23 protein-coding genes and 3 tRNA genes are annotated in these 24,716 nt (G+C 45.4%); 17 read left to right on the forward strand and 9 right to left on the reverse strand.

Going from position 1 to position 24,716, the window contains the following annotated elements:
* Positions 1-19: 19 nt before the first annotated feature.
* Complete coding sequence (locus ACNI23_RS12145) at positions 20-1,081, forward strand: IS110 family RNA-guided transposase (protein ID WP_420246045.1); 1,062 nt, start codon at positions 20-22, stop codon at positions 1,079-1,081.
* Positions 1,082-1,338: 257 nt separating this feature from the next.
* Here ACNI23_RS12145 and ACNI23_RS12150 read toward each other — a convergent pair whose 3' ends face one another.
* Genes ACNI23_RS12150 through ACNI23_RS12160 form a run of 3 tightly spaced genes read right to left on the reverse strand, consistent with a single transcriptional unit; the run spans position 1,339 to position 4,233 of the window.
* The gene (locus ACNI23_RS12150; protein ID WP_420249014.1) at positions 1,339-1,650 is read right to left on the reverse strand and encodes a putative quinol monooxygenase; all 312 of its coding nucleotides are present in this window, start codon (positions 1,648-1,650) and stop codon (positions 1,339-1,341) included.
* Between the two features lie 36 nt (positions 1,651-1,686).
* Positions 1,687-2,538, reverse strand: a complete 852-nt coding sequence (locus tag ACNI23_RS12155; RefSeq protein WP_420249015.1) for an AraC family transcriptional regulator — start codon at positions 2,536-2,538, stop codon at positions 1,687-1,689.
* A 15-nt stretch (positions 2,539-2,553) separates the two neighbouring features.
* Positions 2,554-4,233 (reverse strand): glycosyltransferase family protein, encoded by a 1,680-nt coding sequence (locus ACNI23_RS12160; protein ID WP_420249017.1) that lies wholly within the window; start codon positions 4,231-4,233, stop codon positions 2,554-2,556.
* 419 nt (positions 4,234-4,652) lie between these two features.
* Here ACNI23_RS12160 and ACNI23_RS12165 point away from each other — a divergent pair.
* Positions 4,653-4,729, forward strand: a tRNA-Asp gene (locus ACNI23_RS12165).
* A 173-nt stretch (positions 4,730-4,902) separates the two neighbouring features.
* Positions 4,903-5,595: a type 1 glutamine amidotransferase gene (locus tag ACNI23_RS12170; protein ID WP_420249018.1), complete on the forward strand. Its 693-nt coding sequence runs from the start codon at positions 4,903-4,905 to the stop codon at positions 5,593-5,595.
* Between the two features lie 96 nt (positions 5,596-5,691).
* On the opposite strand, the gene ACNI23_RS12175 is transcribed toward ACNI23_RS12170, so the two are convergent.
* Positions 5,692-6,372 (reverse strand): hypothetical protein, encoded by a 681-nt coding sequence (locus ACNI23_RS12175; RefSeq protein ID WP_420249020.1) that lies wholly within the window; start codon positions 6,370-6,372, stop codon positions 5,692-5,694.
* Positions 6,373-6,390: 18 nt separating this feature from the next.
* A protein-coding gene (locus ACNI23_RS12180) for an IS3 family transposase (protein WP_420249022.1) occupies positions 6,391-7,502 on the reverse strand; the annotation gives its coding sequence in 2 pieces (ribosomal slippage) (positions 6,391-7,241 and positions 7,241-7,502; 1,113 coding nt in all).
* A 432-nt stretch (positions 7,503-7,934) separates the two neighbouring features.
* Between ACNI23_RS12180 and ACNI23_RS12185 the strand changes: the two genes are divergently transcribed.
* On the forward strand, positions 7,935-8,453 hold the full coding sequence (locus tag ACNI23_RS12185) for a DUF2087 domain-containing protein (protein ID WP_420249023.1): 519 nt from the start codon (positions 7,935-7,937) through the stop codon (positions 8,451-8,453).
* A gap of 40 nt (positions 8,454-8,493) precedes the next feature.
* On the opposite strand, the gene ACNI23_RS12190 is transcribed toward ACNI23_RS12185, so the two are convergent.
* On the reverse strand, positions 8,494-9,570 hold the full coding sequence (locus ACNI23_RS12190) for a class I SAM-dependent methyltransferase (protein ID WP_420249025.1): 1,077 nt from the start codon (positions 9,568-9,570) through the stop codon (positions 8,494-8,496).
* 483 nt (positions 9,571-10,053) lie between these two features.
* Here ACNI23_RS12190 and ACNI23_RS12195 point away from each other — a divergent pair, with 483 nt between their 5' ends.
* From ACNI23_RS12195 to ACNI23_RS12235, 9 genes are all read left to right on the forward strand, one after another.
* Positions 10,054-10,920, forward strand: coding sequence for a sensor histidine kinase (locus ACNI23_RS12195; RefSeq protein WP_420249027.1), 867 nt, complete (start codon positions 10,054-10,056; stop codon positions 10,918-10,920).
* Between the two features lie 3 nt (positions 10,921-10,923).
* The gene (locus ACNI23_RS12200) at positions 10,924-11,280 is read left to right on the forward strand and encodes a SpoIIAA family protein (protein ID WP_420249028.1); all 357 of its coding nucleotides are present in this window, start codon (positions 10,924-10,926) and stop codon (positions 11,278-11,280) included.
* A 71-nt stretch (positions 11,281-11,351) separates the two neighbouring features.
* Positions 11,352-11,427, forward strand: a tRNA-Val gene (locus ACNI23_RS12205).
* A 42-nt stretch (positions 11,428-11,469) separates the two neighbouring features.
* Positions 11,470-11,546: transfer RNA gene (locus ACNI23_RS12210), tRNA-Asp, on the forward strand.
* Positions 11,547-11,684: 138 nt separating this feature from the next.
* The gene (locus tag ACNI23_RS12215) at positions 11,685-12,377 is read left to right on the forward strand and encodes a type 1 glutamine amidotransferase (protein ID WP_420249029.1); all 693 of its coding nucleotides are present in this window, start codon (positions 11,685-11,687) and stop codon (positions 12,375-12,377) included.
* 317 nt (positions 12,378-12,694) lie between these two features.
* On the forward strand, positions 12,695-13,000 hold the full coding sequence (locus ACNI23_RS12220; protein ID WP_420249031.1) for a hypothetical protein: 306 nt from the start codon (positions 12,695-12,697) through the stop codon (positions 12,998-13,000).
* Positions 13,001-13,600: 600 nt separating this feature from the next.
* Positions 13,601-13,936: a zinc ribbon domain-containing protein YjdM gene (locus ACNI23_RS12225; protein ID WP_420249032.1), complete on the forward strand. Its 336-nt coding sequence runs from the start codon at positions 13,601-13,603 to the stop codon at positions 13,934-13,936.
* A gap of 257 nt (positions 13,937-14,193) precedes the next feature.
* Positions 14,194-16,338, forward strand: a complete 2,145-nt coding sequence (locus ACNI23_RS12230; RefSeq protein ID WP_420249034.1) for a methyl-accepting chemotaxis protein — start codon at positions 14,194-14,196, stop codon at positions 16,336-16,338.
* 243 nt (positions 16,339-16,581) lie between these two features.
* The gene (locus tag ACNI23_RS12235; protein WP_420249036.1) at positions 16,582-18,723 is read left to right on the forward strand and encodes a methyl-accepting chemotaxis protein; all 2,142 of its coding nucleotides are present in this window, start codon (positions 16,582-16,584) and stop codon (positions 18,721-18,723) included.
* A gap of 60 nt (positions 18,724-18,783) precedes the next feature.
* Here ACNI23_RS12235 and ACNI23_RS12240 read toward each other — a convergent pair whose 3' ends face one another.
* Together ACNI23_RS12240 and ACNI23_RS12245 are read right to left on the reverse strand one after the other, a co-directional pair.
* The gene (locus ACNI23_RS12240; RefSeq protein ID WP_420249038.1) at positions 18,784-19,629 is read right to left on the reverse strand and encodes an aldo/keto reductase; all 846 of its coding nucleotides are present in this window, start codon (positions 19,627-19,629) and stop codon (positions 18,784-18,786) included.
* 15 nt (positions 19,630-19,644) lie between these two features.
* On the reverse strand, positions 19,645-19,983 hold the full coding sequence (locus ACNI23_RS12245; RefSeq protein ID WP_420249040.1) for an MGMT family protein: 339 nt from the start codon (positions 19,981-19,983) through the stop codon (positions 19,645-19,647).
* 104 nt (positions 19,984-20,087) lie between these two features.
* Here ACNI23_RS12245 and ACNI23_RS12250 point away from each other — a divergent pair, with 104 nt between their 5' ends.
* Both ACNI23_RS12250 and ACNI23_RS12255 read left to right on the forward strand, forming a co-directional pair.
* Positions 20,088-21,101, forward strand: a complete 1,014-nt coding sequence (locus tag ACNI23_RS12250) for a hypothetical protein (protein ID WP_420249042.1) — start codon at positions 20,088-20,090, stop codon at positions 21,099-21,101.
* Positions 21,102-21,199: 98 nt separating this feature from the next.
* Positions 21,200-22,015, forward strand: coding sequence for a helix-turn-helix domain-containing protein (locus ACNI23_RS12255; RefSeq protein ID WP_420249043.1), 816 nt, complete (start codon positions 21,200-21,202; stop codon positions 22,013-22,015).
* On the opposite strand, the gene ACNI23_RS12260 is transcribed toward ACNI23_RS12255, so the two are convergent.
* Complete coding sequence (locus ACNI23_RS12260; RefSeq protein WP_420249045.1) at positions 22,012-22,404, reverse strand: bacteriohemerythrin; 393 nt, start codon at positions 22,402-22,404, stop codon at positions 22,012-22,014. The two genes, ACNI23_RS12255 and ACNI23_RS12260, sit on opposite strands and share 4 nt — an antisense overlap.
* Positions 22,405-22,546: 142 nt before the next feature.
* Between ACNI23_RS12260 and ACNI23_RS12265 the strand changes: the two genes are divergently transcribed.
* Complete coding sequence (locus tag ACNI23_RS12265) at positions 22,547-23,494, forward strand: DMT family transporter (RefSeq protein ID WP_420249047.1); 948 nt, start codon at positions 22,547-22,549, stop codon at positions 23,492-23,494.
* Between the two features lie 218 nt (positions 23,495-23,712).
* A complete protein-coding gene (locus tag ACNI23_RS12270; protein ID WP_420249049.1) occupies positions 23,713-24,702 on the forward strand; it encodes a BMP family lipoprotein in 990 nt (329 codons plus the stop codon).
* The last annotated feature ends 14 nt before the right edge of the window (positions 24,703-24,716 follow it).

The raw sequence follows: 24,716 nt of genomic DNA on the forward strand, positions 1-24,716 counted from the left end.
ACTCACAAGGAGGGCTGACATGGCTAGACTTACAGTATCATCAATCAGTAGGTTTGTGGAAGGCTTTCAAGGTCAACGTTTTTCAGTCGGAATTGATGTCCATAAACGTAGTTTCAGTGTTGCTTTGCTAAGACCAGACGGAATGGTTGAAAGCTGGACAACTCCAGCCGATGTAGAAGCTATCACCACTAGGCTTACCTCACTTCCAATACACATTTCAGCTGTGTGCTACGAGGCCGGGCCAACAGGTTTCGGCCTCGCACGCAGCCTGCGTTCCGCTGGCATCAAAGTCATTGTTGCGGCTCCAAGCCGCATTCCTCGCCCGGTTGCCGCCACCAATAAAACCGACAGTCTTGACTGCATAAAACTTGCTGAACTTGCAGCTTCTGGTTTGGTTCGCTCAATCGCTATTCCTAGTGAAAGGGAGGAAGCATTCCGTGCGTTATCACGAAGACGCCACCAGCTTACAGACTCAATACGTAGAGTTAAGCAGCGCATCAGGTCTTTGCTTTTGGCTTTAGGTATCGCTGAACCGGCAGGGATAGATCATTGGGGCAAATCTGTGATCTGTACTCTTGAGCATCAACCTCTTGCAGCAGGAGCAGCCGAGACTCGTGACAGCCTTCTTTCCGAATTAAGATATTTCATACTTGCCCAAAAAGAAGTTGATGCAAAACTTGAACGGTTTGCTCAGGAACAAGACGAAGCAAGACGCATTGCTGCAATGAGGTCCGTTCCTGGAGTTGGAAAAGTTGTAGCAACAACCTTCGCGGCAGAAATATTTAATCCAAAGCGTTTTAACAGAAGCAAAGAAGTCACAGCATACCTCGGCCTTGCTCCGGTAATCCGTCAAAGCGGTGGGAGTAAAGGCAAAGCGACTCTTCGTCCTGTAGGTCAACGGAGGTTACGGAGTTTGCTTGTGGAAGCAGCATGGATGTGGAAACAGAAGGACAAATGGGCTCAAGAATTTTACAACAGAATTTTGAGCAAACACGCAGTGCCACAAAAGGCGATCTCTGCACTTGCTCGGAAACTTGCAGCCTTGCTTTGGAAACTTGGCGTTTCCTCGGCATCTGCATAACGGATCGCGGGGGGCTTTTGGTTGCATCGACAACGAAATAAAAATGGCGATCCTAAATTGATTTGGTACCGAATCGGTACTTGGTGCCACTGAGCACGAATAAGAAAAGGAGTATCAATCTCTTGCACCGTAAGGTGAGGGATGGCTACGGCCTACGAAAACATAAAATTAGAATTGGCGGGGTGCTTGACAACGTGCCGCATAAGAAAAGCCACCAATCTCCCGATTGATGGCTTTTTTATTTTAGTAACTTATCCCTACCCCTTACTCCCCTCCGGAACAGCTGCCAGAAGAGTGTACTTCTCCACTGATGGGGGGCTTTCCAGCAACCCATCAAGACTCTTTACAAGATTTTTATAGTGAGCAGATGCAAAGTGAGAATCTAAAACTTCCTGACTCTCAAACTGTTCGTAAAAGAAAAATTTCCGTTCAGAACTATCGAGCCTGTGCAGCCTGTATTCCTGAACGCCTTTTTCTTTTGCTGTATCGGGAATCATTCCTGAGAGCAACTTTTCCAATTCAACTTCTTTCCCTTCTTTAGCCTGAAAAGACGCACTTAAATAAATCATATAAACCTCCATTCGTTTTTTAATGAAGGTTGCTAACTAGCAAAGGCGCGGCCTGCTGGTATTGTAAAAATGCGTCATGCGGGTATCAGAACCTAACAGATATGATGGAGAATAGCCCGTATAGTTATTAAAATCGTGTATAAAATGGGCCTGATCGTAATATCCATGAGCAAGGGCACAATTGAGCATGCTTTCATAGCTACCAAGCAGGCAATCCCGGACAGTCTGGTGGAATCGAGAGAGACACATGTATTGTTTAGGAGTTACTCCTACTTCACTCTTAAACCTTCTCTGAAACTGCCTGATTCCCAACCCTACACTTTCAGAAACAGACTTCGAATTCAAAACGGAATAACCGTAATACAGCCTATCTGCCGCAAAAGGAATCAGCCTGTCTTCAGCAGACGCGAAGATCATATTTTTAATGAGGAAGTCCTCAAGCAAAAACACACGCTCATCAAAATCTCCTGCTTCAACAATGCGCTCACCAAGCTCAGTCCCCCTTCTTCCGAACAGATCAACTCCGTCTGTCAGTGTATCCTTTATTTCAAAGGGGGATACTCTGCAAAAAGACCTAAACATTCCGGCCTTAAACCTTATGGAGATAAACCCGGCAGTCCTACTTGGAAAAAATGTAGCAACCTTTGAACGCAAACAGACCACATGACTAAGCGACAAAACGCTTTTAACCCCTGCATCAAGTTCATACGTAAAAGGCTCTCCATAATGGAAGAACAACTCCTCGCCAGTACCTGGCAAAATTCGCGGCAAGGCATCTCCAGAGAGGGACCGCCCTGACCATTCCCAATACCGGTCCACATAAGGCTGCAACTCTTTTCGCGGATACCGCCATCGGTTTGATGGCTTATATTCAAATTTTTCAGACATGTATTGAAATCAACTTTAACAGACACTCTTACTGTCTTTCTGGTAATCAAACATACGTTTAAGGATCACCCCGGACTCATCTCGTCCCCGTAAAGCCATGCTAAAAGCTCTTTCCTGACCTCGCTCACGGGCAAGCTCACGCGCCAGCATAAGCTTTTGCATACCATCATCAAGCCTATAGCTATGTAAATTGGTCAATGCCTGTTCAAAAAGCAGCCGCCAATCATTAGAATCCTGCGCTACAAGAGAGGCAAGAAAACCACCCCGAACCTGATCCAACTCCTTGCGTGGACGTAACATGACATCAATAAGACGCAGGACCTCGGCATCTTGCGGATCATTATCACAAAGAATTAACAGGCAATCCAGGGCTGTATGCGGAAGGTGGGTCTTAGATTTAAAAGGGAATCCTCCCCGAAAAACACGCTGATGCTTTTTAAGCTCTTTAGCCCAACAGATTAAAAGATCTTTTGGCTCCTTGGGCGGCAACTTGGTATTGTTTACAGCCTTCAAATGCCTGTACCAAAAAGCTTTTGCCGCATCCCAATTACCAAGACGCAATGCTGCTGCCGAGCCGGTAAAATTCACCCCAAAAGAATCTTCGAACAACTCCCCGCCGAGCAAATTTATCAAATTTTCTTCCACTACCAAATTCGCATTAATGACTGTTTGCACGCGAAGCGTGGCAACAACCACATGCTCATCCTGACTAGAGGCGGCCAGCCGGGACAAAACCTCACGGACCGGCAAATCAAGCATGCCGGATTCCCACATGGACGCGATTGCTACCGCCAGCCATTTTTCCGCTTCTGAAGGAGTCGCTCTGTTACGAGCTGTATCTTTAGCAAAATCCAAAATTTGTTCGGTTCGATGGATTGGCATATGCTCGGATTGAACACGCTTGTGTGCGGCCTGTCCCATTTTTTGAATCAGGTCATCATTGCCAAGATAAAATTTCAGCTTTTCTTCAAACTCCGCAGCATCCGCATAGGTATCAATTTCCCGTCCCGGCTCAAACAAAGAAGCCTGTTCTGCACCAAGATCCTGCGTAAGCAGCAGACTACCGCACGAAGTCCCCTCAAACAGCCGAAAATTGACTTCACCCAGAATAGATTCATTAGGAATGATTTTTGTATCCTGATACAGCGCCAGCATTTCACTGTGACTCAAGGACTGTTCGACGGGGAAAGAGCGCTCCCCAACTCTGCTCTTGACGAAATCGACCATCCATTTACGGCCCGGACGCTGATCACTCAGCCTGCCCACGAAAGCTATTTCATGCTTACGAGCAGCAATGGAAGGCGAAGGCAAATCGAATGCAAATCTTGGTAACCAGCGGACATCGGAAAGCCCTTCAAGCTTAAATGGTGCTACTAATGATTGCTGGGTGGACAGAACCTGATCAAACAGTCGTCCATATGTATTGTGCCAGTGCAAATTCAAGTGCGGATCAGTAGCCCAAAAAAGAGTTGGGCAATCAAGGGTATCCAAACCTTGGATCAAAGTCCGTTTACCAAGACATTCGACTTGCAACACTAAGTCCGGTCTGAAATCATTCTTTTTAAGAATCTCAGGCAGATTACAAAACAGTTCTTCACTCTGCGCAACACTAAGTACAGCATGGCCCAATTGCCTTAAAGCGACAACTCCTGCGCCAAATGGCCCTACAATACAGACATTGAGTTTATCATTCACGGTGCATAACCCCATAGAACTACGTCAAATCTACCTATATCCCACACAATTTATTATTATGAGTTCAATACACTTTCACAAACTCCAAGCCAAGCCGGATTCACCCTTAAATCAATAAAATAGGCATAAATCCCGGAAGCTCACTATCCTCATCAATTTAACATATGTTTTTTACGCTCATTAATCAGCCTATGCGCTTTTGAATCACGCTCATGACACAGTGATTGCAAACTATAACATCCGCTCTGCCGCACACTGAAAAACACTATAATTTCATACAATTAGTCGCACCAACAACCCTTATCTCAATAATTATAAAACTTTTTAATCTTTATAATTGCGAGCAACTGCAGTTTTACATAGAACCTTCTTCACGAAAGCGCTTTTAAGCGTCACTTAACACGCTTAAACATATATGCGGAGCCGTAGTTAAGTTGGTTATAACGCCGGCCTGTCACGCCGGAGGCCGAGGGTTCGAGTCCCTTCGGCTCCGCCACTTTTCCGAAAAGGGTATTGATCGAAAGATTAATGCCCTTTTTCTGTTGCTGTGCTGCCGCATAATAAAGTCAGACCTCCCCAAAAAAGAAGCGCAATCCGAGTGATCAAATTTTCAACTGTTGATTTTCTTTTAGACTAGCCGCATAAAAGTCCGGACAAAGGAGAATCACGATGAAGCATAAACGCATACTGGTCCTCAATATTCTTGATGAAACAGCTTTCAAGATTAGTTTCGACAATAGGGTCGCCGAGGCATTTCAAGCTCTGGGCATTCCTTATGACACCTTATATCTGGCAGATCTTGCGAATTTCTCTGAAATTGAAAGCTATACCCACCTGCTGATTTCCGGCTCTGAAGCGAGCGTGACTGAAGAACACAGTTGGGATTTCACACTTGATTCAATTCTTCACAGCTTTGTTGCGACAGATAAATCAATCCTCGGGATATGCTTCGGGCATCAGTTTTTAATCAAGCATATTCTCGGCAAAGACCATGTACGGAAATCACAGACCCCGGAAATAGGCTGGACCGAGATCGCCATATCCGACAACCCGATTTTCAGCGGGATACCCACTTTGAAGTCAGCTGTTTTTCATTTTGACGAAGTCTTTGATTTGGATGATAGATTCGAAATCACCGCAAACTCAAACCGTTGTGCTATTCACGGTTTTCAGATGAAAGATAAGCGTATCTGGGGCCTACAGTTTCACCCCGACTTTATGTATGAAGATGTTGATAAATTCACCGAGATAATTCGAAACAATGTTGCTGATTTTGAACAGATTCACTGCCGGACAGCTGTATCCTGCACGGAATTCGCGAAGAATGATGAGATATTTAAAAACTGGATTGAAATATCTTAGCTGAAAAGCCATCAAGCGAAACATTGGTGGCTTTTTTGTGTATCAACAGAATGAGTGGCTAGTCACCCAACGACTCCTCCACAATTAGCCACTCAATTAAGACCTGTCGGGGAAATTATTTAAAACTTCATATGTAATCTGTTCATTAGTCGCTTCATGTATTCTAATCCGAGCACCTTTATAACCAACAACATTCGTACTGGATATATTATATTCTATGTCATGAACAAAGACAGAACCTTGTTTTCCTCGACTTTCTGTATATGTAAATCTAATCACATCGCCAATCTTTCCACTATACAAAAGGGTCTTTTGCACCTTCTCTGGAGCAAAATTAGTTATCTCATCTACGGAAAATTTACTCTCATAACACGCACTTCCACCAAAGACTGTAACAACACAAATATTATTAGGATCATCCTTTTCTATATACAAACCAGAATAAGGATCACATAATCCTGATTTTTGAACGACCCCATAAGAACCTTTAATATCGAAATATTCTTTTTTGGAATCCTCTCCAACTTTACCATAACGCCCATGAGGAATAGTGTAGCAGACACCGCCAGAAGTATTTTCAACGTTCAAAAAGACTCTTTTATACTCTACACCTTGTATCAGCATACGGTCCCCAACATAGACTGAAACTTTTTGCTGCAAGGGAGGAAAATCAAGTTGAGAATAAGTTCCAACATAATTGTATTGCATTTTCGCACACCCAGACAGGAGTAAAATAACGGCAAAAATAAATACATTTATATTTTTTAGTTTAACCACAATGTAAACCTCCCCAAGTTAGTGCCATCCGAAAGTAGAGTTTTCTTGGGGTGAATGAGTTTGGACATATTCGACTGGAGTCATGTCTCCGAGCGATTCATGTGGCCGCTCTTCGTTGTATTGCCGAATCCAGTCTTCGGTTATGCCCTTGACCTCAGATAACGTTGAAAACAGGTAAAAATCTAAAACCTCGTTTCGAAACGTTTTGTTGAAACGTTCAATGTATGAATTCTGAGTCGGCTTGCCTGGCTGGATGAATTCCAGCACAACACCATTTCTTTCGGCCCAATCTGCCAATGTCACCGAAATAAGTTCAGGACCATTATCCATTCTCATTTTTTCAGGAAAACCGCGCCATGTTGAAACTCTGTCCAGCACACGGGTGATCCTTCCTGCGGGCAGGCTTGTGTCTACTTCAATGGCCAGACATTCACGGCTGAAATCATCAAGCACATTAAAAGTTCTAAACCTTTGTCCACTCATCAGTGAGTCATGCATAAAGTCGATCGACCAGCAGATGTTGACTTTCGGCGGAACTGATAAAGTCTGAGGATTCCGGGAAGGTAAACGTTTCTTCCCCTTTCGCCGGAAATTCATTTTTAGCATGCAGTAAACTCGATAAACCCTTTTATGGTTCCAGCGGTGTCCTCGTTTGCGCAGCAGGACGAACAATTTTCTGAAACCGTAACGGGGATACCGATCAGCCAGCTTAAGAAGCATTTCAATAATTAACGAATCATCTCGCGAATTCGGCTTATAGCAATACACTGAGCGACTTAAGCGTAGTGCGCTGCATGCTTGCCGAATGCTGAGAAAAAATTCGTTACGAAGGTAGTCAACAAGCTCACGTTTCTCAGCTGGCTTTAAAACTTTTTTGCTATGACATCCTTTAGAGCTTCGTTTTCAAGGCTCAAGTTGGCAAACATGTTTTTAAGCTTACGATTCTCTTCTTCAAGATCCTTCAGACGACGAATATCGGAAGCTTCCATGCCGCCGTATTTGGATTTCCACTTGTAGTACGTGGCCTGACTAACCTTGTAATCTCGGCACACGTCTGCGACTTTGCGACCGCCTTCGGCTTCTTTCAGGATCTTGATAATCTGACTTTCACTGAATCTGGATTTCCGCATCGAAACAACCTCCTTCATGGCTGTCTTTATCAGAAATCTCTACTTTTCGCTGGGACTAATATACGGGAGGGCTACAACAACACTACCATTCCTTCTGATATTATTTAGCGACTTAAAAAACATACTCGCTTCAAAACAGAGGTCAATAAAAATCAAACCATCATTAAACTTATCATTATAAAGCCTCTGCTTACTCTGCCTCAATTAATTGTTCTGCCCCCAACCAAATCACCAACTATTTTTCCTATTGCCTCCGCTCCTTCTCTACGGTAGCTTAAATCCCGGTCAGCAGTTCACCAAGGCGCCGTCACCCTTTAGGGAGCTAAACCTGCTGCAAATCAATTCCATTCGACACTTATCCTGTGCCGAGTCGGAAGGACGGCCACCGGCAATCCCATTTTTATGCGGTAGGCACAAAAACAAGGATAAGCCATGTCACGTACACAACTCCCACTCATCATTAGCGATGTTTCCGCTTTGTCACGCAATCTGCGCAGACAGCTGGAAGAAGCTGAACGCGTTCCCAGCCACGTGGAAATGCTTAATCTGCTGGCTAAAGCCGGAGGTTACAAAAACTTCCAGCACCTCAAAGCCGAGCACGACATTCCCCAAAAACAGGAAACAGCGCCCCTCGATTTGAAACGGGTAAAGAATGCGGTCCGCTACTTTGATCTCAACGGACGACTTCAAAGCTGGCCAAAGAAATACAACCAACGGGTTCTATGCTTATGGGTACTCTGGTCCCGCTTGCCGGCCCGTACGGTGCTGACAGAACTTGAATTGGATGAACAATTGATTCTAAACCATTCATTCTGCGACCACACCATGCTGCGACGCTGGCTGGTGGATGAAGGGCTGGTTTCAAGAACCCCCGACGGGCGAGAGTACAAGCGGTTAGAATCCCGTCCTCCGCTGGAAGCTGTGGAGCTAATCAGACAGATCAATCAATAATCAAAAAAGGGTGCCGGACTTAATTGCCGGCACCCTTCTTTTATTTAAAACAAAGATAGTGGCTGTTAAAACCGTCTTCAGGGATATCATTCACCTCTACCCGCCTGAATCCGGCCTTCTTGCACATAGCGACAGCCTTCTCCCTGCCCCACATCATACCCAGACCGAGTCCTCCGCCCACCAATCCGACCGGCATGCAATGCATCAGGCTGACCGTATAAAGAAATGAGCCCATGGGATGATCCATATTTCCACTGACCGAAGAACTTGCCTTGATGTCGATCATAGAGAAGAAACCCTCGGGCCTCAGCATTTTATGGATATTACACAAAGCTTCAAAGGGACGGGTCTGATCATGGATGGAATCAAAGGCGGTAATGTAATCAAATTGCTCCGGCTCAATATTATCAGCCGCAGCATCCTGAAACTGGAAGGAAATATTTTTAAGCCCCAATTCCGCAACCCGCTTACGTCCGTTATCAAGCGACTCTTCTGAAATATCAATCCCTGTAAATTGCGATGCAGGAAAGGCCAGCGCCATAACCTCAAGAGCCACTCCTTCCGCACAGCCGATATCGCATACCGAAATGCCATCTTCCATGCGCCGGACCATCTCGCCAGCCAATACTGATGGTAGAAAAGTCTGTACCAGCACATCACGATGCTTGGCATCGGCCAATTGCTCCATGAATGAATAAAATTTCGGATAACGCTCATAGGGAATCCCTGCACCGCTCTTCATGCCTTCAAGCACCTCCGTCCTTGCGCAATCAGTAAGCAATGGAATCTCCTGCGTATAAACCCCGAGATTTGAATTTCCACCGGAACGACAAAGAAACGGAAAATATTCCTTAGGCAGTTGAAATAATTCCTGCCCCTGAGCATCGGCATGAACCTCGACAATCCCTCCGCAAACCATCACTCCGAGCCACTCACGCAGATACCGCGCGCTTACTCCGGACTCTTTCGCAATGGCCGAATAAGAAGACGGCTCATCCATATTGGCAAGAGCTTCAAACAAACCTGATTCATAGCCGACCCCCATAGCTAAATTGAGAGCCCCATAATTTAAGATATCGCACATTTTACTGCTGAATTTTTCAGCCTTATCACTCATTAGAAATTCTCCACATACATTTTTATTTCTTACAACTTTCCATATTCCTTCAATAAAAAGCAACGTTAAACTATTAAACCTCAAAATGGCGTAAGACCCAGGTCACTAAAAGCCAACCGCTCATGTTTGCATCCCTGTCAAAATAAGATATTACAAAGAGACCAACAGACTAATCTACAACAGCAAACTTTATGAGGTTTATGCATGACTCTGCCCACTGATTTTGCACCTGCCGAAAGGACTCCCTTACCGGAGCTTCAAGAGCTTGCAGACACCATAAAAAGAAATTCAATGACAGCTGCATTTCAGGCGCTGCCAGTCCCCTTGTTGATGATCAATAATTGCCGCCAGACGGTATTCTGCAACTCAGCATTCCAATCAATAGCGCAGAGCAAAGGTCCATATGAAACAGTCGGCCTAAGACCGGGTGAAGCGTTAGGCTGCATCCACTCTGTTGCGCATAAAGGAGGTTGCGGAACAAGCATGTTCTGCCGTGACTGCGGGGCCGCAGCATCAATCATCAAATCCCTTGAAGGGAAAGCCCACACTGAGGAGTGCCATATTTTAAGAAAATCCGCAGACTTCAATGAAGCACTAGATCTGCAGGTTTTCACATCTCCTTTCAAATATGAAGAATACGAACTTGTCATTTTTACAGTACTCGATATCAGTCATGAAAAAAGAAGGAAGAACCTTGAGCATCTCTTCTTCCATGACATTTTGAATCTCGCAACAGGACTCAGATATGCATCGCAAATGCTTTGCCGAAGCTCCACATCAGACAGAATACATAAGCAATGTCTTAAGATGGACAATACGATCTCTCAAATGACAGAAGAAATTCAAGCCCAGAGAGATCTCGGTAAAGCCGAGGAAGGAAAACTAAAAGTATCCATCAGGCCTACATCCAGTAAGGGCACATTGAAAAAAATATGGGATATGTACAGCAGTCATCCCCTCTGCGCTGACCGCCAGATACACATAGAAGAATTTGAGGACTTCTATTTTAATACAGATCCTACAATTTTGATCAGGTCTTTGGGAAATATGGTCAAAAATGCACTTGAAGCTTCCAAAGCAGGAGAAGCGATTACATTAAGCTGTCAAAAAGAGGATGGACAGGCCCATTTCTGGGGTCATAATAATTGTTTTATTCCTGAAAAAAGCCAGAGGCAAATTTTCAAACGTTCGTTCTCCACTAAAGGAGATGGTAGAGGACTTGGAACTTACAGCATGAAGCTGTTGATAGAAAAACACCTCCAAGGTAAAGTGTGGTTTGAATCCACCCCTGAAAAAGGCACTGTTTTTTCCATCTCAATTCCTCTGAATGAGGAACAAACACCGGAGTAAAACATGATTGAAATGATCGAAATCGCCCCCAAAGTTTTAGGACTCAGGATCAATGGCAAGATAAACGAAGAAGACATGGATAAAATGATCGCCGTCTGCAAAGAAAAGATGGAAAAAGAAGAGAGGATCGCCGTCTATGTAGAAGTTGAAGAAATGGGCGGAATTTCATTCAATGCTTTAGTTGAAGATTTGAAATTTGCCCTGCCCAACCTTAAGCGGTTCTACAAGAAAGCTGTGGTTTCAGATATCAGATGGCACGAACAGCTGATCAAAGTCGGCGACAAGCTTTTTCCCTCAATTGAGGTCCGCCATTACAACCCGGATCAAAGGGACGAAGCTCTTGAATGGGTGAAGGAATAACTTTCTGAAACTTTTTTAAAAAAACCTGTTGACAACTTGAGCGAGTATCTTTAGAACTGATTCCTCACTGGGGGCGGATAGCTCAGTTGGGAGAGCATCGGCCTTACAAGCCGAGGGTCACAGGTTCGAGCCCTGTTCCGCCTACCACCTCAGATACTAAACGTTGCTTAACGCGTTTAATATATATGCGGAGCCGTAGTTAAGTTGGTTATAACGCCGGCCTGTCACGCCGGAGGCCGAGGGTTCGAGTCCCTTCGGCTCCGCCACTTTTCGCGGAGAAGCCATCAATCTTAAGATTGGTGGCTTTTTCTGTTTTATATAGATGGATTAAACGGTCATATGTATTGGACACTGTCTTTTGTTCACATCATGCTAACCAAAACTAACGCAAAAGGTGGCCGCAAATGCAGAATAACCATGTTCTCGTACTGAACATTCTCTTCGAGACACCACTCAGGAACAGCTTTGACAATAGAATATCCGAGGTCCTTGGACCTGTAGCACTGAAGTATGACACTGCCTATCTGGAAGACCTTGGAAATATTGCTGATACCGATAAGTATACACACCTGCTGATCTCCGGTTCCACGGCAAGTGCCACCGAGGAAAAAGACTGGTATCCGGCACTGGACGACATCATTCACCGGTTCAGATCAGCAAAGAAATCTATTCTCGGCATATGTTTTGGACACCAGTTTTTAATAAGACACATACTTGGCAAAGCCCATATAAGAAAATCAGCAACACCTGAAATCGGGTTTACAAAAATAAAACTGTCCGAGACGCCTGTTTTCGATGCCGTCGGCTCACTCAAGTCGGCAGTATTTCACTATGACGAGGTGTTTGATTTAGATTCCAGGTTCGAAATCACGGCAAGCTCAGATCGGTGCAAAATTCATGGATTCAAGATGAAAGAAGAAAACATCTGGGGAATTCAGTTTCACCCTGACTTCATGTATGAAGATATCCCTGAATTTTCTGAAGATATTAGAGAAAAAGACCCCCAATTTGAAGAAATTCACTGTCAGACAGAAACATCGGCAACTGAATTCAAAAAGAATGATCTTATTTTAAGAAAATGGGTTGAAATATCATGACCACAAATTTTCTGCCTTCGGTGAAACACAATACTAAGGCGATATTCATTACGGTACGATATAAACGCCCTTAGGCGGACCCACGCCTGTCACGCCGGAGGCCGAGGGTTCGATCCCCTTCGGCTCCGCCACTTTTCTCGGAAAAGCCATCAATCGTAATATTGGTGGCTTTTTCTGTTTTGAGTTACCTTGATTCAATAATTGACTATTCACCATTGATATATATTTCTTAATTCATAGAGTTCTGTTCCACAAAAGCAATAGGCCACGCTTATTAAAAACTTCATTTAAACAGACATTTTTTAAAGAGCAGCAAAATGTATAAAATAATTATAACCTTACTGGCAGTTTTAATTTTATCTGCAACCACAATTCAAGCTCAGGCTGGTGAGAAAACAAACGACAAAGACCTAACCGTCAAAGAAGAATGCGCCACTGAAAACTTAGATGCTAAAACCAGATTAGACACACTGGCAAAACCGTATGATGATGTTGAGATCTCAAATGGAATAAGTGCAGGATTTATTTCTGAACGCGAAGACACTATGATAGAAAATAAGCATAGAACTCCGGTCAAAGAAAAAGGCCGCGAAGTTGGAGTTGGCATAAGCCTCAGCTTCTAATAAGATTCAGGGCAAAAAGAACGGAGGCCGAGCCATGAGAAAGAGCACCTCAATTTTCTTTGCAATCTGTTTCACTTGCATTTTAGTCCTTGGATTTTCGCGATACGAAGCATCAGCAGAGGAGGGAAAGCCCTGTCCTTGGAGGATCTCAAAAATACAGGTTAGTAAATGGGCCAATGGTAACCATAAATCTAGCATTTGGGTTAGTGGCAGCTTTCCGATACCTCCTGGAGTTCCAGAAAGACCTACGTGGTTTATTAATGGGAATAATGTGGGGCATTCACAAACGCTCTTTGGGCAAAGAGTTATACCACACTCCTCCCACTTACTTAGTCCCGGACAAAATTCCATCACGGTTCGTTTTTTAAAACCTCCGTACAATGGTGCCTCTTTCACAAAAACGATTTCAAATTTCAGTTGGGATAAAGTAGGCCCGGGCCAAGACAAAAGTTTCAAATAAATAGAACGCAGAAATGGTTACTTGAAAAGTACACAGATTATCGCTACTCAGCTTCTGCAACAATTAATTTAAAATAGGCAACGCGCCTGTTCCTGACCCCCACCCCTCCTCAAGAGGGATAAACAAAGAGTTTAAACATAATGGAAAATTTACCTAATTGCCCGCAGTGTAATTCTGAATATGTATATTCCGATGGAACCGCCCTCATCTGCCCGGAATGCAACCATGAATTCCAGGCTGAAGACGTTGCGGAAAAAGTTTATAAAGACGCAAACGGCAACGTCCTTGTAGACGGTGACACTGTCATCGTTATTCAGGATCTGAAAGTTAAAGGCGCATCTTCATCCATCAAAAAAGGAACCAAAGTCAAAAACATCCGTCTGGTTGAACCTGAAGACGGCATACATGACATTTCCTGTAAGATTCCCGGCTTCGGCGCAATGATGCTGAAGACATCCATTGTAAAAAAAGGCTAATAAAGCGTAATAGCTTCACCTTTTTTCACTTATCAGTGTTCACGCAAAGGCTGCATCATTTGATGCAGCCTTTTTTTTATTCCTCAAATCGCACTGAATGAACATTCAGGGCACAATTGTCGCTTTTTCTTTACATTTCCACCAAAATTAATGTTATATATTAAAGTAGGCTTAGCTGCAGGTTGTCGCACTACAACCACTAAAAGTAATAAGCTTTTCAGGAATATAACTGTCATCTTCATTGAGGGAGGAATTGAATGAACTTTAAAGACTGGAGCCTAAAAAACAAAATTATCATACCCACTTTCTGCGTTGTGGCGATTATCCTTACCGCCAGCACATGGGTAATGACAGATCAGGCCAGAAGCTTAGCTGTACAGCAGGCCAGTAAAGGAGCTGACACAGAAGCAAAAGGATACGGTAATGAAATTTCCGAAACTTTAGGAAAAGCTCTTACCGTAACCAGAACTCTGGCCGCCATGTTTGAAGAAGGCGCGAACTACAAAGTGATCCCTGACCGTGAATTCCTTGACTCCGTACTCGTACATACCCTGAAAAAGCACCCCGGTCTTTCCGGCGCATGGTGCACATTTCCCGCCAAAACCAGCTACGATAACCGGGAAGAAGAATACCGCGATAAATACAAAGGAGCATACCGTAACTGGTATTACCGTGACGGAGGCTCCATAGCCGCTTCATATGTAGGAGATGAAAATCTAGATGGACAGGCATGGTTTGAAAACCCCATGTCCGGCAATGTAGAAACTCTTTCCGAACCATACCCGTGGGAAGTGGACGGCAAGACTTTCTGGCTTTGCTCCACCGGATACCCGGTAAAGAAAAAAGGACGTAATATAGGTATTGTAGGTGTAGACTTTTACCTTAACGACCTTCTGGAGACAGTGCTTAAAATCAAGCCGTTTGAAACCGGCTATGCATTTCTGGTCACAAACAAAGGAACCATAGTTGCTCATCCTGATTCAGAACTACAGGCCAAAAACATAACCGATATTCTCAAAGGCAAACAACAAGGCAAAATTCTGGACGCGATCAACAATGGCAGAGCCTATTCTTATGTAGCCGAATCAAAATCAGGAAATATGGAATACATTACCTATGCTCCGATCAAAGTGGGTAAAACTTCTTTTCCATGGTCCATCGCACTGGTTATCCCCATGGACAAGGTTGAGGCACAAGCCAATGCCATTGCCAAGAACAGCATGATCGTCAGTGTTGTGGCCATTCTTATCCTGCTGGCTATTCTCTTTGTTCTGGCCGGAGTTATCAGCCAACCTATCCTCAAGACCGCAGGATACACCAACAAAGTGTCTGAAGGCGATCTTGATGCCTCGCTTGAAATCAACCAGAAAGACGAAATCGGACGTATGGCCGACTCTCTGCGAGCCATGGTCGGAGAACTCAAGAAGACCATCCTTAAAGCGGAAGATGAAACCCGCAAAGCAGAAGAAGAATCCGCAAAGGCACGCGAAGCAACAGCAGAAGCAGAAAAAGCCCGAGCCAAAGCGGATATGGCTCGTACCGAAGGGCTGCACCACGCCGCAGATAGGGTTGAGCAGGTTCTTGAGCGGGTAGTATCCGCTTCCGAACAGATGTCAGTACAATCCAATGAAATGCTGCAGGGATCAGAAATCCAAAGCGACCGTATTTCATCCACAGCAACAGCCATGGAAGAAATGAACGCGACCGTGCTGGAAATCGCCCGCAACGCAAGTGATGCGGCTGAAGCAAGTAACGATGCGCAGATAAAGGCAAGAGACGGAGCTTCGGTTGTTGAGAAATCTAAAGGTGCACTGACCCAGACTGTAGCCGAGGTAAACAACCTCAAAAGCAATATGGAAGAACTTGGCAAGCAGGCCAAAGGAACTGAAGCCATTGTCGGTGTAATTACCGATATTGCCGACCAGACCAACCTGTTGGCTCTCAACGCGGCTATTGAAGCTGCCCGTGCTGGCGAGGCAGGACGAGGTTTCGCAGTTGTTGCTGATGAAGTCCGTAAGCTGGCTGAAAAGACAATGACCGCTACCGGGGAAGTTTCTAATTCCATCAACGCCATCCAGCGTGTAGCCGGGGACAACATCCGCTCTATGGAAACAGTTTACACCCGCATTGAGGAAGCAAATGAATTCTCGGAAAGCTCCGGAGGAGTCTTGAAAGAAATCGTAACCGGTGCTGAAGAAAGCGCGGTCCAGATTCAAAGCATCGCAACAGCTGCTGAAGAGCAATCCGCAACCTCTGAAGAAATTAACAGCTCCATAGAAGAAATCAGCCGGATCACAGCTGAAACGGCAAATGGAGCCCGAGAATTTGCTTTGGCCCTGGAATCGATGGCCGAACAGGTATCCGAAATGCAAAAAATAGTAGAAGACTTGAAAGACGAATAAAAAAACGACCACAACAATAAGAACAAAAGGCCGTATCAACTGATACGGCCTTTCTTTTTGCCTCTCCTCTGATTTCAATAATTAAATCTTTTTTACAATTCTTTAGTTTCCCCCTTTACATTTTCTCAAAGATTGCCGAAACAACCCCTGTAGAATCTAGCAATACACTGTAATTACTGAATAAAAATATGACAGAGTTGTCACAAACACGCCGACAGTGTCGCAAAAACAGGGGGATTTTTAATGAGTTTCAAGAACTGGAGTCTGAAGACTAAAATTATTTTACCAACATTCTGCATTGTGGCCCTTATCCTTGCAACAAGTACATTGGTCATGACCAATCAGGCCAAGAAAATGGCTGTGAAACAGGCAAGTGAGGCTGCCGACCATATTGCCAAGGGATTCGGTAATGAAATTTCCGAAACAATGGGCAAAGCCCTGACTGTAACAAGAGCACTGGGCATCATGTTTGAAGAAGGAGCTAACTACAGCGTTATCCCGGACCGCGAATATCTCGACTCTGTTCTGGTTGGAGTTCTGGAACGGCATCCCGGTCTTGCCGGTTCTTGGTGTGCCTTCCCCCCTGATGTTTATGATGGCCGGGAAGACGACTACATAGGCAAATACAAAGGGGCCTACCGCAACTGGTACCACCGCGATAATGGACAGATCGCAGAACTGTTTGTGGGCAACAAAGACGTTTCCAATGTGGGCTGGTTTCAAAATCCCATGTCCGGCAATGTGGAAACAATTACTGAACCTTATCCTTGGACAGTAAATGGTAAGACCTATTGGGTCTCTTCCACCGGGATTCCGGTTAAAAAGAACGGACAAAACATCGGGGTTGTTGGTGTAGATTTTTATTTGAACGACCTTCAGGAAACCATTCTTGAAATCAAACCTCTTGAGACCGGATACGCATACCTTGTGACCAACAAAGGTAACATTGTAGCCCACCCGAATTCCGAATTGCAGGCAAAGAACCTTGGAGATGTGATCGACTACGCCCACAAAAGAGAGACCCTGAATGCCATCGAAAGAGGGAGAGCCTACTCTTACGTAACCGAATCTGAAAACGGGCAAAGACAATATATCACCTATGCTCCGATAAAAGTCGGAAAAACATCATATCCTTGGTCCATTGCACTGGTAATCCCCATGGACAAGGTTGAAGCACAGGCCAATGTCATTGCCCAGAATAGCCTGATCATCAGCGGTATAGCTATCGCCATCCTGTTGGTAGTCCTTTTCATGCTTGCCAGTGTAATCAGTAAACCGATCATCAGAACCGCTGCATACACTGCCAAAGTTGCTGACGGTGATCTCGATGCAGATCTCAACATTGATCAGAAAGATGAAATCGGACACATGGCAGAGTCCCTGCGGGCCATGGTAGCTGAACTCAAGAAAACTATTCTCAAGGCGGAAGACGAAACCCGTAAGGCCGAGGAAGAATCTGCCAAGGCCCGTGAAGCAACAGCCGAAGCTGAAAAGGCCCGCGCCAAAGCAGACATGGCCCGCACCGATGGTCTGCACCATGCAGCAGAGCGAGTTGAACTCATTCTTGAACGGGTTGTCTCCGCTTCCGAACAGATGTCTGTACAATCCAACCAATTGCTTAGCGGAGCAGAAATCCAGAGTGACCGCATCACCTCCACAGCCACAGCAATGGAAGAAATGAATGCCACAGTGCTGGAGATAGCCCGCAATGCAGCTGACGCAGCCGGGGAAAGCACCGAATCGCAGGACAAAGCCCGAAACGGAGCTGACGTCGTGGATAAATCCAAGACAGCTCTGGGTCAGACCGTTTCCGAAGTCAACAACCTCAAAGTTAACATGGAAGAGCTGGATAAGCAGGCCAAAGGAACCGAAGCAATTATCGGAGTGATCACCGACATTGCCGACCAGACAAACCTGCTGGCTCTTAACGCCGCCATTGAAGCGGCCCGTGCAGGTGAAGCCGGACGCGGATTCGCAGTCGTAGCCGACGAAGTCCGCAAGCTGGCGGAAAAAACCATGACTGCCACCGGAGAAGTTTCTGATTCCATCAACGCCATCCAGCGCGTTGCCGGGGAAAATATTCGTTCAATGGGAACGGTTTACCAGCATATTGAAGAAGCCAATAATTTCTCCGAAAAATCAGGTACTGTTTTGCAAGAGATTGTAAGCGGAGCAGAAGAAAGCGCGGTCCAGATCCAAAGCATTGCCACCGCAGCAGAGCAACAATCCGCAACCTCTGAGGAGATTAACGGATCGATTGAAGAGATCAGCCGTATCACTGCAGAAACAACTGACAGTGCGCGGGAATTCAGCACAGCACTCGAATCCCTTGCCGTACAGGTCTCGGAAATGCAGAAGATAGTGGAAGACTTAAAAGCGGAATAAAAAGTGAAAAATCAACTCAAAAAAAACGGCCCGGAACACAAAGTTCCGGGCCGTTTATCATTAATACTCTTCATAATACGCCGGATGTTGATCCTTGCGCCTGCCGTCGGGCTTATCGAATGCACTTATGGTTGCCATATCGTCAACTGACAATTCAAAATCAAAAATATCGATATTTTCAAGCTGACGTGCCGGAGATGTGGCCTTCGGAATGGGAACAGCTCCCAATTGTACGTGCCAGCGCAGGATCACCTGCGCCGCGCTTTTTTCATACTTATCACCGATAGCCTTAATTACAGCTTCCTGCATTGCAGAACTGTCGCGGCCGAGCGGACTCCACGACTGGGTAATAATCCCATGCTGCTCATGCCAGTCACGCTGCTCCTGCTGGATAAAATAAGGATACAGTTCGACCTGATTCACAGCCGGGACCACCCCGGTTTCATCCATAAGCCGTTGCATATGTTCAGGCAGAAAATTGCTGCAACCAATTGAACGAACCAGTCCCCGTTTACGGGCTTCAATAAGCGCCTGCCATGCTTCCACGTACAAATCCTGACTGGGATTGGGCCAATGGATAAGATAAAAATCGTAATACTCCAAACCGGCGCGATACAAAGACTCTTCTACAGAATAAAGGGCTTCATTGTAGCGATGACGCAAACCGGGGACCTTGGAGGTCACCAGCAATTCTTCACGGGAAACCCCGCTGCGGCGGATGGCTTCGCCCACTGCCCCTTCATTTTCATACTTGAAAGCGGAATCAAGCAGACGATATCCATTGCGGATGGCATTGACCATGGTCTCAACCCCGGCGGAACCGTTGAGTTTATAAGTACCGAATCCCAGCGCGGGGATCGAATTGCCATCATTCATCTTCAGTTCAGGTACGGAAATAACACTCATATACTTCTCCAGCTTCTATCTTTCATCATCGAGAATTAATTGCTCGGGCACCCAGAGATAAATCTCAAAATCAATCTGACCTTGGAGATCGAATTCAACACCTTCACGTTCCAGTAATTCACGCTGTCTTTCATATCCCTGCCCTTTTTTCAGGGAGATACAGCCTTCACGGTTTACCACCCGCTGCCAAGGAAGATTCTCCTTTTTACCGCTGCTGTGCAAGATGCGGACAATCTGCCTTGCTGCACGGGGATTACCGGCCAAAGCCGCAACCTTACCATAAGAACAAACCTTTCCTTCCGGAATAGCCTTGATAACCTCGATCGCCTTTTCAGTAAAAACAGTCCTGCCCATATTAGCTACCTTCAGGCTTCAATTAGAAACAAAATGCATTTTCCACGCAAGAGATACATGTTATATTTTTTCAGCTGAAACCGTTAACCAAACGTGAGTTTGCTATGATTGAAATTTTCAGAAGAGCATCAGCTCTGTTCCTGTTCTGCCTTGGCGGCTACCTCATGCTCTGGCCGGGAGGCAAACTGCTTATTGTCAGCCTTTATGAAGGCTCTACAATTGAGAGCCAAAGGATAACCGTCACCAGTCCGATATGGTTTGAGCTGGCAGCAACCATGACCAGCACAGAAGGAATTCCGGAGCTTGAAGACAGGGCATACGGATCCACGCACAAACAATATATATTCAAGCCCGACGAACCGCCCTTCAATGAAGTATCCCATTACCCTGAACAAGCCGTATTTGTCTCCATAGGCAACGGGCAAAAATGGCTGCGCATATACGCCAGTCACGCCGGAGATATCTACAGCCTGCCGGAACAATTCAAGCATCCTTATTTTTACCACGGTCCGGGACTGATAATGATTGGCTTAGCTATCTACTTCTTTATTCCGCGACGCCAATATGAAACTGACGAAATACACTACCCACTCGGAGCCACGGTAATCGGTCCTGACATTATGGGTTTGATATTTACTCCCATGTTCTTTCTGCTGCCCTTCCTGATCGTCTGGGAGATGGATGCCGGAGGAAGCGTCTTAAGCATGTCCAAAGGCTGGATCTGGTTAACCGGAGCCATGTGGCTGATGGCCGCCATCTGGTCAGTACTGCTGATTACCGCACTGAAATACAGTGATCTCTGCTACAGAATAACCGATCAAGGCCTACATATTATCACAAGAGGAAAAGATGAACTCATCAAATGGGATGAAATTGAATACTTCAAAAATTACCGAACACGCCTCAGCGGAAAACTTTCCAGCCTGCTGCTGATATTCGGAACTACTATGCAGGCGGTAGCCACCGGCCTCATGCTTCGCCATCGAGAAGAATGGGGAATTCGAATACAACCCCGCAATGGTAAGGAAATCAAGATCATGGGTAATGCTCTTGATCGGTTCGATGACATAGTCCAGACCTTGAAAGATCATGGAGTAAAAAGAAAAAACAACAAGTAATCCAAGAGAGCAATATTTTACAAGACCGCCAACCGCATGCTGTCTAGCTTGTTTTCTATTAACGTTTATGCAACTCTTCCGGTCAAGCGGTGCGATCTATGAACACAGGAACAATCAGATACCTACGCCCCGAATCAATCGAGGGCCTCGAAATTCAGGAAGTCATTAATTCCAACCATTCCTTCCCGAACCATACCCACGGATTCCATTCCGTAGGGGTTATGGAGGCAGGCGGTTGCTATTGCCGCCAGCCTGGTTCAGGCAGTTCCTTTGTGCGTGGAGGAGAAATAGCCCTCTTTAATCCCGGCCTTGTTCATTCCGGCGTGATTACCGACTCTGACACCCGGCTCACCTACCGTGTATTCAGTTTTGACAATCAACTGTTTGAAAAAGCCCTGCGCGACCTGAACGAAGCAGAAGGATTGCCGGAATTCAGATCCGTTGTAACTGAAGATAAGTTGACCACCGGAACCCTGACCGAACTCAACTACGCTGCATCAACAGTAAAAAGCAGACTGGCCTTGGATACAGCTCTTGCCCGTGCAGCTGCGGCCCTTTTGACCCGGCACTGCGAGGCTCAATCCAAAGTACCGCACACCAACGACCCCTCAGCCGTGAAAAAAGCCCGCGAATATCTCCACGAAAATCTCTCGGAAAAAGTTTCACTTGAAGAACTTTCGCAGGCCACCGGACTCTCCCGCTACCATTTGCTGCGGGTATTCAGAAAAACAACAGGACTTCCGCCCCACAGCTATCACTTGCAGTTACGCATTGAACACGCCAAAAGGCTGCTGCGTTCCGGAATGTCCTTTGCCGAAACAGCCCTGCAAAGCGGCTTCTCAGACCAAAGCCACTTCACCAACACTTTCCGCCGCTATACGGGCGCGACTCCCTCACAGTACACGAATATTTAATCACCACGCATAAAACGGGCATATTTGCGATCACTTTTAATAATATGCTCAACCAACCAATTATTCAGATATTCCAACATATCCTGAAAAGGCACATACTTGGTAAAAACCGCTTCTTTGTAATCTTCCAGTTGCCGGATAAATCCTTCATGCTCTTTAATATGCTCATCAAGAAGAAGGTACCCGTTATCGCGCATAAGCTTCTCTTCATCTTGAAAATGTTCCTGCGCGTATTTTTCCATACGACTCAAGCAGGTACAAGCCGCACTCTCTTTATCTCCGGGACCGGCTTCAGCCAGATCATTAAGCATTTGTATTAAGAATTTATGTTGCTTATCTATATGCTCATTTTCAAGGCTATATTTTTCTTTCCATTCAACAAAAACCATATGCACAGCCTCCTCTTCGCTACAAGAGAACCCCTACACATTCAAATCATCATTTCTATTATTTTTTCATCATCATCCATGAGCAATTTTTTCCAAGACCGTAATTAAACAAGCAGCTACTTTGCTACCTAAGGAGACAATTATGAGCACAAGCAAGTCGAACACAACTATAATTCCAGTATTTTCTATATTGGCAGCAGTCCTGCTCTGGGGGAGTTCTTTCGCTGCTATGAAACATCTTGTAGGAAATTTGAATCCATGGGCAGTGATGTGGATGCGTACGGGAATAGCCACCCTCGTACTCACCCCCTTCATTCCGCGTCTGGCGGGTCCGGTCAAAAAAGGAAAGGACAGATTTGCACTTGCCGTCATGGCATTATTCATGCCCTGCCTTTATTTCCTTTCAGAATCCTATGCCCTGACCTTCACCACAGCAACACAGGCAGGGTTGATCTCCGCCTCCCTTCCACTGATGGTTTCAGCCGGGGCCGGATTCTTTTTTAAAGAAAAAACAACCCTCGCCGGATGGCTAGGACTGGCTCTCTCCATGCTCGGAGTTGCAATATTGACCTTAAGCGGCAGTCCGTCCGGTAACGGGGCCAACCCGGCACTTGGTAATATGCTGGAACTTCTCGCCATGATCTGCGCTGCAGGGTATATGCTGTTAGTCAAAAGGCTTTCCGCCAGCTACGGTCCGTGGACCCTGACCGCAGTCCAAAACAGTGCCGGATGTATTTTTTTCCTGCCCGGAATGTACCTGCTTATCCGGGACGGACTCGGACCGGACCCGCTGAATGTAATCTTCATAGCCGGATATCTGGGAGCTTTCGTCACCTTAGGTGCATTTGGGCTCTATAATGTTGGAATGAGCCGCCTGCCTGCAGGAAAAGCCTCCGCTTTCATCAACCTTGTGCCGGCCATAGCCGCTTTTTTCGGCTGGTTCCTGTTGGGTGAAACCCTTAATTTTACACAACTGCTGGCCTCATTAGTTATCTTCGCCGGAGTCGGCCTTGCTCAAGTCGGCGGTAAAATTAACTGGAAGTCCCTTGGCATTTTTCCTCCCGACTCACTTTTAAAACAAAAAAATTGATCTTGTTATCGTCAATGCATTAAAGAAACCCCGGCAAATTTTAAATTTGCCGGGGTTTCTTTAATGCTAAAGCATATCCTGAAGTTGCGGAAATAACCTTTTATAAATTACACTTTTATATTAAGTTATGTTTTATTGAAGATATTCTAGTAAAAAAGACAGTTCTTAAAGGCATATTCATTGCTGAGATTCACAGGTTTCATTACTTCGGGGAAATTATGAAAAATGTTTTTGTCACAATTTTATTCTTATTATTTACAATCGGAACCGCTTGGGCGGATCAGCCCGTAGTAGGTTTTGTTACCGGAGCTTCCGGCCTTGGAGATCTTTCATTTAATGATATGTCTTATGGTGGAATCCGCAGGGCTCAACAGGAGTTCAATTTCAAATTGATCATTCTTGAGCCGGAAGTAGACGGCGAATCCAGAATGGAAGATTTCACGAATCTCATAGAACAGTCTGACATCCTGATCCTTGTGGGTGCCCAGCATGCAGAACTGGTAAAAAAGACCGCCCCGAAATATCCGAACAAAAAATTCATCATCAGCGAAGTTCCTTTATCAGGAATGGAGAATGTTTCTTCCGTCTTCTTCGAACAGGGAGAAGGCTCCTTTCTGGCCGGAGCACTAGCGGCACTGACCAGCAAGACTGGAAAAATAGGTTTCATCGGGGCCACCCCGGTTCCACCGGTTCGTAAATTTGAACAAGGCTATGTGGAAGGGGCAAAATACGCTGTCCCCGATATTAAAGTCGACGTGGCCTATTTAAGCCCGCTGGGAGATTTTTCCGGATTTAATTCACCGGCCAAGGGCTACAATGTTGCCATGGGGCAGTACAAAGACGGAGCGGACATTGTTTTCACTGTTGCCGGACTTACCGGAAACGGTGTAATTGAAGCAGCCAGACGCAGTGGAAGATATGCCATAGGTGTTGATTCTGATCAGGATTCACTGGCTAAAGGCTTTGTTTTGACCAGTATGATCAAAAAACTTGATGTCGCTGCCTACAATGAATTGAAGGCTGTTATGCAGGGAGAATTCAAATCAGGCCCCACCAGCTACGGCTTAAAGCAAAACGGTGTAGGACTGAGTGAAATGAAATACACCCGGGACAAAATCCCTAATTCTGTACTGAAAACAATCGACGATATCAGGAACAAAATCATAAACGGCGAGATTAAGTTTCAATACCGGGAAAATCTCAAATAAAAGACTGCGGCCCA

The sequence above is a fragment of the Maridesulfovibrio pacificus (SeqCode) genome, from assembly GCF_048612815.1.
Taxonomy (GTDB): domain Bacteria; phylum Desulfobacterota; class Desulfovibrionia; order Desulfovibrionales; family Desulfovibrionaceae; genus Maridesulfovibrio; species Maridesulfovibrio pacificus.

Coding starts and splice junctions, on each gene's coding strand:
- ACNI23_RS12145 (WP_420246045.1), top strand. CDS start 20: ATGGCTAGACTTACAGTATCATCAATCAGTAGGTTTGTGGAAGGCTTT.
- ACNI23_RS12150 (WP_420249014.1), bottom strand. CDS start 1,650: ATGATTTATTTAAGTGCGTCTTTTCAGGCTAAAGAAGGGAAAGAAGTT.
- ACNI23_RS12155 (WP_420249015.1), bottom strand. CDS start 2,538: ATGTCTGAAAAATTTGAATATAAGCCATCAAACCGATGGCGGTATCCG.
- ACNI23_RS12170 (WP_420249018.1), top strand. CDS start 4,903: ATGAAGCATAAACGCATACTGGTCCTCAATATTCTTGATGAAACAGCT.
- ACNI23_RS12185 (WP_420249023.1), top strand. CDS start 7,935: ATGTCACGTACACAACTCCCACTCATCATTAGCGATGTTTCCGCTTTG.
- ACNI23_RS12190 (WP_420249025.1), bottom strand. CDS start 9,570: ATGAGTGATAAGGCTGAAAAATTCAGCAGTAAAATGTGCGATATCTTA.
- ACNI23_RS12195 (WP_420249027.1), top strand. CDS start 10,054: ATGTTCTGCCGTGACTGCGGGGCCGCAGCATCAATCATCAAATCCCTT.
- ACNI23_RS12200 (WP_420249028.1), top strand. CDS start 10,924: ATGATTGAAATGATCGAAATCGCCCCCAAAGTTTTAGGACTCAGGATC.
- ACNI23_RS12215 (WP_420249029.1), top strand. CDS start 11,685: ATGCAGAATAACCATGTTCTCGTACTGAACATTCTCTTCGAGACACCA.
- ACNI23_RS12220 (WP_420249031.1), top strand. CDS start 12,695: ATGTATAAAATAATTATAACCTTACTGGCAGTTTTAATTTTATCTGCA.
- ACNI23_RS12225 (WP_420249032.1), top strand. CDS start 13,601: ATGGAAAATTTACCTAATTGCCCGCAGTGTAATTCTGAATATGTATAT.
- ACNI23_RS12230 (WP_420249034.1), top strand. CDS start 14,194: ATGAACTTTAAAGACTGGAGCCTAAAAAACAAAATTATCATACCCACT.
- ACNI23_RS12235 (WP_420249036.1), top strand. CDS start 16,582: ATGAGTTTCAAGAACTGGAGTCTGAAGACTAAAATTATTTTACCAACA.
- ACNI23_RS12240 (WP_420249038.1), bottom strand. CDS start 19,629: ATGAGTGTTATTTCCGTACCTGAACTGAAGATGAATGATGGCAATTCG.
- ACNI23_RS12245 (WP_420249040.1), bottom strand. CDS start 19,983: ATGGGCAGGACTGTTTTTACTGAAAAGGCGATCGAGGTTATCAAGGCT.
- ACNI23_RS12250 (WP_420249042.1), top strand. CDS start 20,088: ATGATTGAAATTTTCAGAAGAGCATCAGCTCTGTTCCTGTTCTGCCTT.
- ACNI23_RS12255 (WP_420249043.1), top strand. CDS start 21,200: ATGAACACAGGAACAATCAGATACCTACGCCCCGAATCAATCGAGGGC.
- ACNI23_RS12260 (WP_420249045.1), bottom strand. CDS start 22,404: ATGGTTTTTGTTGAATGGAAAGAAAAATATAGCCTTGAAAATGAGCAT.
- ACNI23_RS12265 (WP_420249047.1), top strand. CDS start 22,547: ATGAGCACAAGCAAGTCGAACACAACTATAATTCCAGTATTTTCTATA.
- ACNI23_RS12270 (WP_420249049.1), top strand. CDS start 23,713: ATGAAAAATGTTTTTGTCACAATTTTATTCTTATTATTTACAATCGGA.